Here is a 7,434-nt window from a genome sequence, read left to right as displayed (position 1 = left end):
ATGCCGGCACGGGGCTACCGCTACCAGGCCATTCGCCACTCGCTTCACGAGCGGGTCGGCAGTGCCGAGACCCGGCTGTGGCTCTGCACGCCTTACTTCGTGCCGACCTTCGCGCTGCGCCGGCGCCTGGCCCGGGCGGCCCGGCGCGGGGTGGACGTGCGCCTGCTGCTGCCGGGCCAGAAACACGACCATCCCGGCGTGCGCTACGCCGGGCAGCGCTTCTACCAGGCGCTGCTGAAGTCCGGCGTGCGTATCTTCGAGTTCAACCCTACCTTCATCCACGCCAAGTTCGTGCTGGCGGACGAGTGGGTGAGCATCGGCTCGTGCAACTTCGACCACTGGAACCTGCACTACAACCTCGAGGCCAACCAGGAGATCGAGTCGCCGGCCATGGCGTGTGAGGTGCAGGCACTGTTCGAGCGCAACTTCGCGGAAAGCAGCGAGGTCGACGCCGCGCGCTGGGCGGCGCGGCCCTGGCACCAGCGCGTCAAGGAGTGGCTCTACGGCCTGCTCGACGCGGTGGTGACGCGCTTGAAATAGTACCTAGCGTTTCTTGCCCTTGCCGGGTTTCTTCGCCTTGGCGGGGCTCTTGGGGCGTGGCTTGGGCTTGGGGGTTTCCGGCGGCACGCGGTAGTTGAGGTAAAGATCGAGCACCAGCTCCGGCAGCTGGGCCACCAGCTCCTCCTGACGCGCGGTGTCGCCGGCCAGTTCCACCATGTCCGGCTCGTCGTCGAACAGTCCCGACAGCAGCATGAAGGGCAGCAGCAGGGTGGCCGCGGCCTCCTCGTCGTCCTGGAACCAGGCGGCCTCGTCGCTGAACACCGCCTCCATGAAGCCGGCACACCAGTCGCCGATCGGCGTCTCTTCGGCGGGCAGGCCGTCGAGGGTCAGTTCGAAAGGCAGCTCCGGAAGCCCCCCCTGTTCAAGCACCTCGACGGCGTTGTCACGCAGCGTCTTCAAGAGCCCCGTGATCTCCTCGCGCTCGGCCTCGCTCTGGTAGGCGGGCTCGCCCTGGAACAGCTCCTCGAGCCAGGCCTCCACGGGCTGCTCGCTGGGCGCGACGGCCAGCGCCACCAGAAAGCCGTGGGCGGAGATCAGATCCAGCGCGTCCTCGCCGACCCGGTCGGAGTCGAGGAAGTCGTCCAGCCGGTCGAGCGCCTCGTCGTCCAGCAGCGGTTCGGGCGGGCGCGGTTCAGCGTTGTCTGCCATGCAAGGCCTCGTTCGATACGTTTTTGAGAATTGCCGCGCGATCACGCACAATCGCACGCTCCACATCGCGGCCAGTCTACCACCAATGCGCTCTTCTCCACTGCCCGAATGGCCCGCGCGGCACCTGGCCGCGCTGACCCTCGATGCCCTTCTCGATGCCGTCCGGGCGCGTGTCGACGAGACCCTTGTGCTCGCCCGAGAGGTGCATCCGGCGCTTCCCGCGCCAAAGGTGTGGTTCGATCTCAAGGGCGCTGGCGCCGGGCAGGCGCACCTTGGCCGGGGCGGGCTGCGCTTCAACCCGGTACTGCTCGATGAGAACCGCGCGGCATTCTTCGACGAGGTCATTCCTCACGAGATGGCCCACTGGCTGGTGTTCCATCTCGATGGTGGAACGCGGCTCAAGCCTCACGGGCGCGAGTGGCAGACCGTGATGCGCGAGCTCTTCGGCCTGGTGCCCCGGGTGACCCACCGTTTCGACATCGCCCAGAGTCAGCGTCGCCCTTACCGCTACCGCTGCGACTGCCGCGAGCACCTCTTCACCGCCCAGCGCCACGCCCAGGGCACGCGGGGGCGTCGCTATCGCTGTCGCCAGTGCGGTCAGGCGCTGCGCTTCATTGATGGCAAGGCCTGTTGATTGTCGTTTAAGATCATGTTTTTAATGGAAAATTAGATAATACCAATGTCTAAGATGAAGGCGTGCCCTGGCGGTTTATGCTAGGTAAATATTAGCCATGCTGGCACGGGACGTGTGAGGCCGGCGCCCTTTTCGAATCATTGCACTTTCACGGACAGAGGCAACGTCATGAGCGAGCACAAGAACGTCTATCCGGTACGCGACGAGATCGCTGCCAACGCCTGGGCCGACAGGCAGACCTACGAGACGCTCTACCAGCGCTCGATCGACGACCCGGAAGGTTTCTGGGCCGAGCAGGCCAAGCGGCTCGAGTGGATCAAGGCGCCGAGCAACATCAAGAACACGTCCTTTGCCCGTGACAACGTCGATATCCGCTGGTTCGAGGATGGCACGCTCAACGTCGCCGCCAACTGCCTCGACCGCCATCTGGAGACGCGCGGCGACCAGACCGCCATCATCTGGGAAGGCGACGACCCGGCGGACTCCAAGCACATCACCTACCGCGAGCTATACGCGCGCACCAACCAGCTCGCCAATGCGCTGAAGTCGCTCGGCATCCAGCGCGGCGACACGGTCACGCTCTACATGCCGATGATTCCCGAGGCCGCCATGGCGATGCTCGCCTGCGCGCGCATCGGCGCGGTGCACTCGGTGGTGTTCGGCGGCTTCTCGCCGGACGCCGTCGCCCAGCGCGTCATCGGCGCCGACTCCAAGCTCGTGATCACCGCCGACGAGTCCGTGCGCGGCGGCAAGCACGTGCCGCTCAAGGAGAACGTCGACGCCGCGCTGACCCGCGACGGCACCGAGGTGTGCCAGAACGTGCTGGTGGTCAAGCGCACCGGCGGCGACATCGACTGGCAGGAAGGCCGCGATCTCTGGTTCCACGACCTGGTCGACGGCCAGTCCACCGAGTGCGAGCCCGAGGCGATGAACGCGGAGGATCCGCTGTTCATCCTCTATACCTCCGGCTCCACCGGCGCGCCGAAGGGGCTCAAGCACACCACCGGCGGCTATCTCGTCTACGCGGCCATGACCCACCAGTACGTGTTCGACTACCAGGAAGGCGAGGTCTACTGGTGTACCGCCGACGTCGGCTGGGTGACCGGGCACAGCTACATCGTCTACGGGCCGCTGGCCAACGGCGCGACCACGGTGATGTTCGAGGGCGTGCCGAGCTACCCGAGCCACGGCCGCATCGGCGAGGTCGTCGACAAGCACCAGGTCAACATCCTCTACACCGCGCCCACCGCCGTGCGCGCGCTGATGGCCCACGGCGACAAGGTGATGGAATCGAGCTCGCGCGATTCGCTGCGCATCCTCGGCTCCGTGGGCGAACCGATCAACCCGGAGGCCTGGGAGTGGTTCTACCGCGTGATCGGCGACGAGAAATGTCCGATCGTCGACACCTGGTGGCAGACCGAGACCGGCGGCATCATGATCGCGCCGCTGCCCGGCGCCACGGATCTCAAGCCCGGCTCCGCGACCCGACCGTTCTTTGGCGTCAAGCCCGCGCTGGTCGACAACGAAGGAAACATCCTCGAGGGCGCCACCGACGGCAACCTGGTGATCCTGGACGCCTGGCCGGGCCAGGCGCGCTCGATCTGGGGCGATCACGAGCGCTTCGTGCAGACCTACTTCTCGACCTACGACGGCATGTACTTCACCGGTGACGGCTGCCGGCGCGACGAGGACGGTGACTACTGGATCACCGGCCGGGTCGACGACGTGTTGAACGTCTCCGGCCACCGCATGGGCACCGCCGAGATCGAGTCGTCGCTGGTGGCGCACAGCGCCGTGGCCGAGGCGGCGGTGGTCGGTTTCCCCCACGACATCAAGGGGCAGGGCATCTACATCTACGTCACCGTGAACGACGGCGTCGAGCCCAGCGACGAGCTCAGAAAGGAGCTGGTGCAGTGGGTGCGCAAGGACATCGGGCCGATCGCCTCGCCGGACGTCATCCAGTGGGCGCCGGGGCTGCCCAAGACCCGTTCGGGCAAGATCATGCGCCGTATCCTGCGCAAGATCGCCGCCAACGAGTGCGACGGGCTTGGCGACACCAGTACGCTCGCCGACCCGTCGGTGGTCGACGATCTGATCGAGCACCGCGCCAATCAATAAGGGCGACAACGAAGGCGCACAAGAGCGTACGTGGGGCGCTTTGCTATGTTAAGTTAAGCGCACGTTCTGAATGCAGCGATGCCGGCTATCCGCCGGCATCGCCGTTTTCAGCGCCCAGTGAAACGATAACAAATTGTGCATGGTGAAGCTTTTGCATCCCGAAGCCCATGGGGTACCATGCTGTGACCGTATGTGCGAGCCGTCGCGGCGCAGCCACCGCGCTCGAGGAACCGGAGGAGTATCATGGCAGTAGCCCACAAGTTTATCGTCGCAGACGATCATCCGCTGTTTCGAGCAGCGCTTACCCAGGCGTTGCGTCAGTTGGCCCCCCAGGCCGAGATCGTCGAAGCCGATACCATGGAGGCTACTACCGAGGCGGTCAATCGCCATCCCGACGCCGATTTGATCCTGCTCGATCTGCACATGCCCGGCGCCCACGGCTTCTCCGGGCTGATCCAGCTGCGCGGCCAGATGCCGGACGTGCCGGTGGCGGTGGTCTCCGGCAGCGACGAGCCCTACGTGGTGCGCCGCGCCATCGACTACGGTGCCTCCGGTTTCATTCCCAAGTCGTCGTCGCTCGCGCGCATCGCCGAGGCGGTCGGCGAAATCCTCCAGGGGGAGGTGTGGCTGCCCGAGGCGATGGCGAGCATTCTGGACGAGACCAGCGAAGAGGAGTCGCGCTTCGCCGAAGCGATCGCCTCGCTCACCCCGCAGCAGTTTCGCGTATTGAACATGCTCACCGAAGGGCTACTCAACAAGCAGATCGCCTTCGAGCTCAACGTCTCGGAAGCCACCATCAAGGCCCACGTCACCGCGATCCTGCGCAAGCTTGGCGTGCACTCGCGCACCCAGGCGGTAATCGCTGCCCAGAAGCTCGAGGTCGAGCCGCCGAAAGTCGAATCCTGATCCCCGCCTTCCGGTGTTGAGGACCCCGCTTGTGCTCTCTGCAAGCGGGGTCTTCGCGTTCTGGATCCGCTGGATTCAGGTCCTGGCGCGGCTGGCCTGCAGGGTCCGGGTGAGCAGGGCGCGCAGCGCCGCCGGCTTGACCGGCTTCAACAGCAGCTGGTAGCCCGCGCGCTTGATCAGCTCTGATACTTCCTCGGTACGGTCGGCGGTGATCACGATGCCCGGCACCGCGCCTTCGAGTCGCTCGTCGAGCGCTTCCAGCGCCATCAGCCCGGTCACTTCGTTGTCCAGGTGGTAGTCCGCCAGAATCGCGTCCGGGTCGCCGTCCATGTTGCGCAGGATGGACTTCGCCCCGCCGATGCTGGTGGCGGTGAACACCTCGCAGCCCCAGCCGCCGAGCATCGCGCTCATGCCCTCGAGAATCAGCGTCTCGTTGTCGATACACACGATGCGCGCACCGGCGAGCTTGTTGCCGCCGCGCCGGGTCGGCGTCTCCTGGGTGGCCGGGGCGGCCTCGCGGGGCGCCACCACCGGCACGCTCACCGAGAACACCGTGCCGCTGCCCTCCTTGGAGCGCACCTTGATCGGGTGATCGAGCACCCGGCTCATGCGGTCGGCGATCGACAGCCCCAGGCCCAGCCCCTTCTCGCTCTCCTTGTGGCGCGAGACCTGGTCGAGGCGGCGAAACTCCTGGAAGATTTCGGTGAGCTTCGATTCGGGAATGCCCGGGCCGCTGTCCCACACCTCGATGGAGAGCCGCTCGCCCTGGCGCCGACAGCCCAGCAGCACGCGGCCCTGCTGCGTGTAGCGCAGCGCATTCGACAGGAAGTTCTGCACGATGCGCCGCAGCATCTGCGGGTCGGAGTCGACCCAGAGGGAGGTTGCCACCACGTTCAGGTCGAGCCCGCGCTCGTCGGCCATGACGTCGAACTCGGCGCGCAGCGGGCGCACGATGTCAGCCAGCGCAAAATGGCTGCGCCGCGGGGTGAGCGCGCCGGCGTCGAGCTTGGAGATGTCCAGCAGCGTGCCCAGAAGCTCCTCGGCGGCTTGTAGAGAGTTGTCGATATGGCCGATGGTGCGCTGGTTGGCGCTCTCCGGCTCGTTCTGCATCAGCGCCGAGGTGAACAGGCGCGCGGCGTTCAAGGGTTGCAGCAGGTCGTGGCTCGCTGCGGCGAGAAAGCGCGTTTTCGAGGCGTTGGCATCTTCTGCCAGCTGCTTGGCCTGGCGCAGCGCCTGTTCGGCTTCGGCGCGCACCCGGTTCTCCTGGCGCAGGGCGGCGTTGGCCTTGGAGAGCGCCTGGGTACGCTCGCGCACTCGCTCCTCGAGGGTCTCGTTGGTCTCCTGCAGGGCGATCTCCGCCTGGCGACGCTCGGTGATGTCCTGGTAGAGCGCGAAGAAGCCCAGAATCGACTGGCTGTCGCCGAAGTGCGGCGTATAGGTGACCAGCATGTAGCGCATGCGTGCATCCACCCGCATGGCGACCTCGAAGCTCACCCGCTCGCCGGCGAGCGCCCGCTTCACCCAGGGCAGGCGCTCCTCGGCCTGCTTGACCGGCAGCACGTCCTCGAAGCGCCGGCCGATCACCGCGTTGCGGTCGATGGCGAAGGCCTGCTCGTAGGCGCGGTTGGTGAAGAGGTAGCGGCTCTCCTTGTCGAAGTAGGCGATCAGGGCCGGCACGTTGTCGGTGTAGATACGGATGTTGTTCTCGGAGCGGATCAACGCCTCTTCGATACGCTTTTGCTGGGTGATGTCCTGGTAGGTGTAGACGAAGCCGCCGCCGGGCATCGGCGTACCCTGCACCTCGAGCACGCTTCCGTCCTGGCGGTAGCGCACGTAGCGGTGGGGCTGGCCCTTTCGGATGTTGTCGAGCAGAAGCTCCACGTGCTCCTCCGGGTCCCCCGGGCCGTACTCGCCGTTGTGGGCGTTGTAGCGGAAGATGCGGTCGATCGGGGCGCTGACGCGAATCAGGTGATCGGGGAAGCGGAAAAGCTCCAGGTAGCGCTGGTTCCACACCACCAGGCGCAGGTTCTGGTCCACCACGCTGATGCCCTGGTTGATGTTCTCGATGGTCGCCTGCAAGAGCGCCCGGTTGAACTCGAGCACCTGGGAGGCTTCGTCGACGATCGAGATCACGTCCGAGATGCCGATGCCGCGCCCCTGCAGGGCCGAGTTGACCACGATGCGCGCGGACGAGGCGCCGAGCACCGAGGCGAGAAAGCGCTCGGTGAACTGGATCACGTCGATCGAGGCGCGCGCCCCGTCGTCGAGCGGCTTGGCGGTGCGCCGGGCGTAGTCCTCGAAGGCGCGATCCACCTGGCCCGCGCCCAGAAAGCGCTCGCACAGCACCTTGAGATCGCCCACGGTGGTGGCGCCGGTCCAGGGGCGGTTCACCGAGGTCTGGCGGGTCTCGACGCTGTCGACGAACAGAGAGGCCTGGATGCGCTCGACCACCCGCTGGGAGCTGATCTGGGAGACGAAGATGTAGCAGAACAGGTTCACCCCGAGCGACAGCATCACGCCGTGGGTGAAACTGTCGCCGCCGAGGTTCAGCCCGAACAGTGCCGTGG

Annotated in this window: 6 protein-coding genes; 4 read left to right on the top strand and 2 right to left on the bottom strand. The window is 66.2% G+C overall.

The genetic code is table 11. From position 1 onward, the window contains the following. A partial coding sequence (locus BIS11_RS07500; protein ID WP_253585879.1) for a phospholipase D-like domain-containing protein occupies positions 1-540 on the top strand: 540 nt, incomplete at its 5' end. A gap of 3 nt (positions 541-543) precedes the next feature. Here BIS11_RS07500 and BIS11_RS07495 read toward each other — a convergent pair. After that, positions 544-1,209, bottom strand: coding sequence for a YecA family protein (locus BIS11_RS07495; RefSeq protein ID WP_253426488.1), 666 nt, complete (start codon positions 1,207-1,209; stop codon positions 544-546). A gap of 85 nt (positions 1,210-1,294) precedes the next feature. Here BIS11_RS07495 and BIS11_RS07490 point away from each other — a divergent pair, with 85 nt between their 5' ends. From BIS11_RS07490 to BIS11_RS07480, 3 genes are all read left to right on the top strand, one after another. Continuing rightward, positions 1,295-1,843: a SprT-like domain-containing protein gene (locus tag BIS11_RS07490; protein WP_253426486.1), complete on the top strand. Its 549-nt coding sequence runs from the start codon at positions 1,295-1,297 to the stop codon at positions 1,841-1,843. A 168-nt stretch (positions 1,844-2,011) separates the two neighbouring features. After that, positions 2,012-3,961 (top strand): acetate--CoA ligase, encoded by a 1,950-nt coding sequence (gene acs / locus BIS11_RS07485; protein ID WP_253425595.1) that lies wholly within the window; start codon positions 2,012-2,014, stop codon positions 3,959-3,961. Positions 3,962-4,204: 243 nt separating this feature from the next. Further along, on the top strand, positions 4,205-4,867 hold the full coding sequence (locus BIS11_RS07480) for a response regulator transcription factor (RefSeq protein WP_253425593.1): 663 nt from the start codon (positions 4,205-4,207) through the stop codon (positions 4,865-4,867). Positions 4,868-4,942: 75 nt separating this feature from the next. On the opposite strand, the gene BIS11_RS07475 is transcribed toward BIS11_RS07480, so the two are convergent. After that, on the bottom strand, positions 4,943-7,434 hold a 2,492-nt coding region (locus BIS11_RS07475; RefSeq protein ID WP_253585878.1), incomplete at its 5' end, for a NahK/ErcS family hybrid sensor histidine kinase/response regulator.

The sequence above is a fragment of the Halomonas sp. 707D4 genome (assembly GCF_024158685.1).
GTDB lineage: Bacteria > Pseudomonadota > Gammaproteobacteria > Pseudomonadales > Halomonadaceae > Vreelandella.
This window is presented reverse-complemented; position numbering and strand designations above follow the sequence as displayed.

Excerpts from the sequence above, each read along its gene's own strand:
- BIS11_RS07495 (WP_253426488.1), bottom strand. The coding sequence starts at position 1,209 with ATGGCAGACAACGCTGAACCGCGCCCGCCCGAACCGCTGCTGGACGAC.
- BIS11_RS07480 (WP_253425593.1), top strand. The coding sequence starts at position 4,205 with ATGGCAGTAGCCCACAAGTTTATCGTCGCAGACGATCATCCGCTGTTT.
- BIS11_RS07490 (WP_253426486.1), top strand. The coding sequence starts at position 1,295 with ATGCGCTCTTCTCCACTGCCCGAATGGCCCGCGCGGCACCTGGCCGCG.
- acs (WP_253425595.1), top strand. The coding sequence starts at position 2,012 with ATGAGCGAGCACAAGAACGTCTATCCGGTACGCGACGAGATCGCTGCC.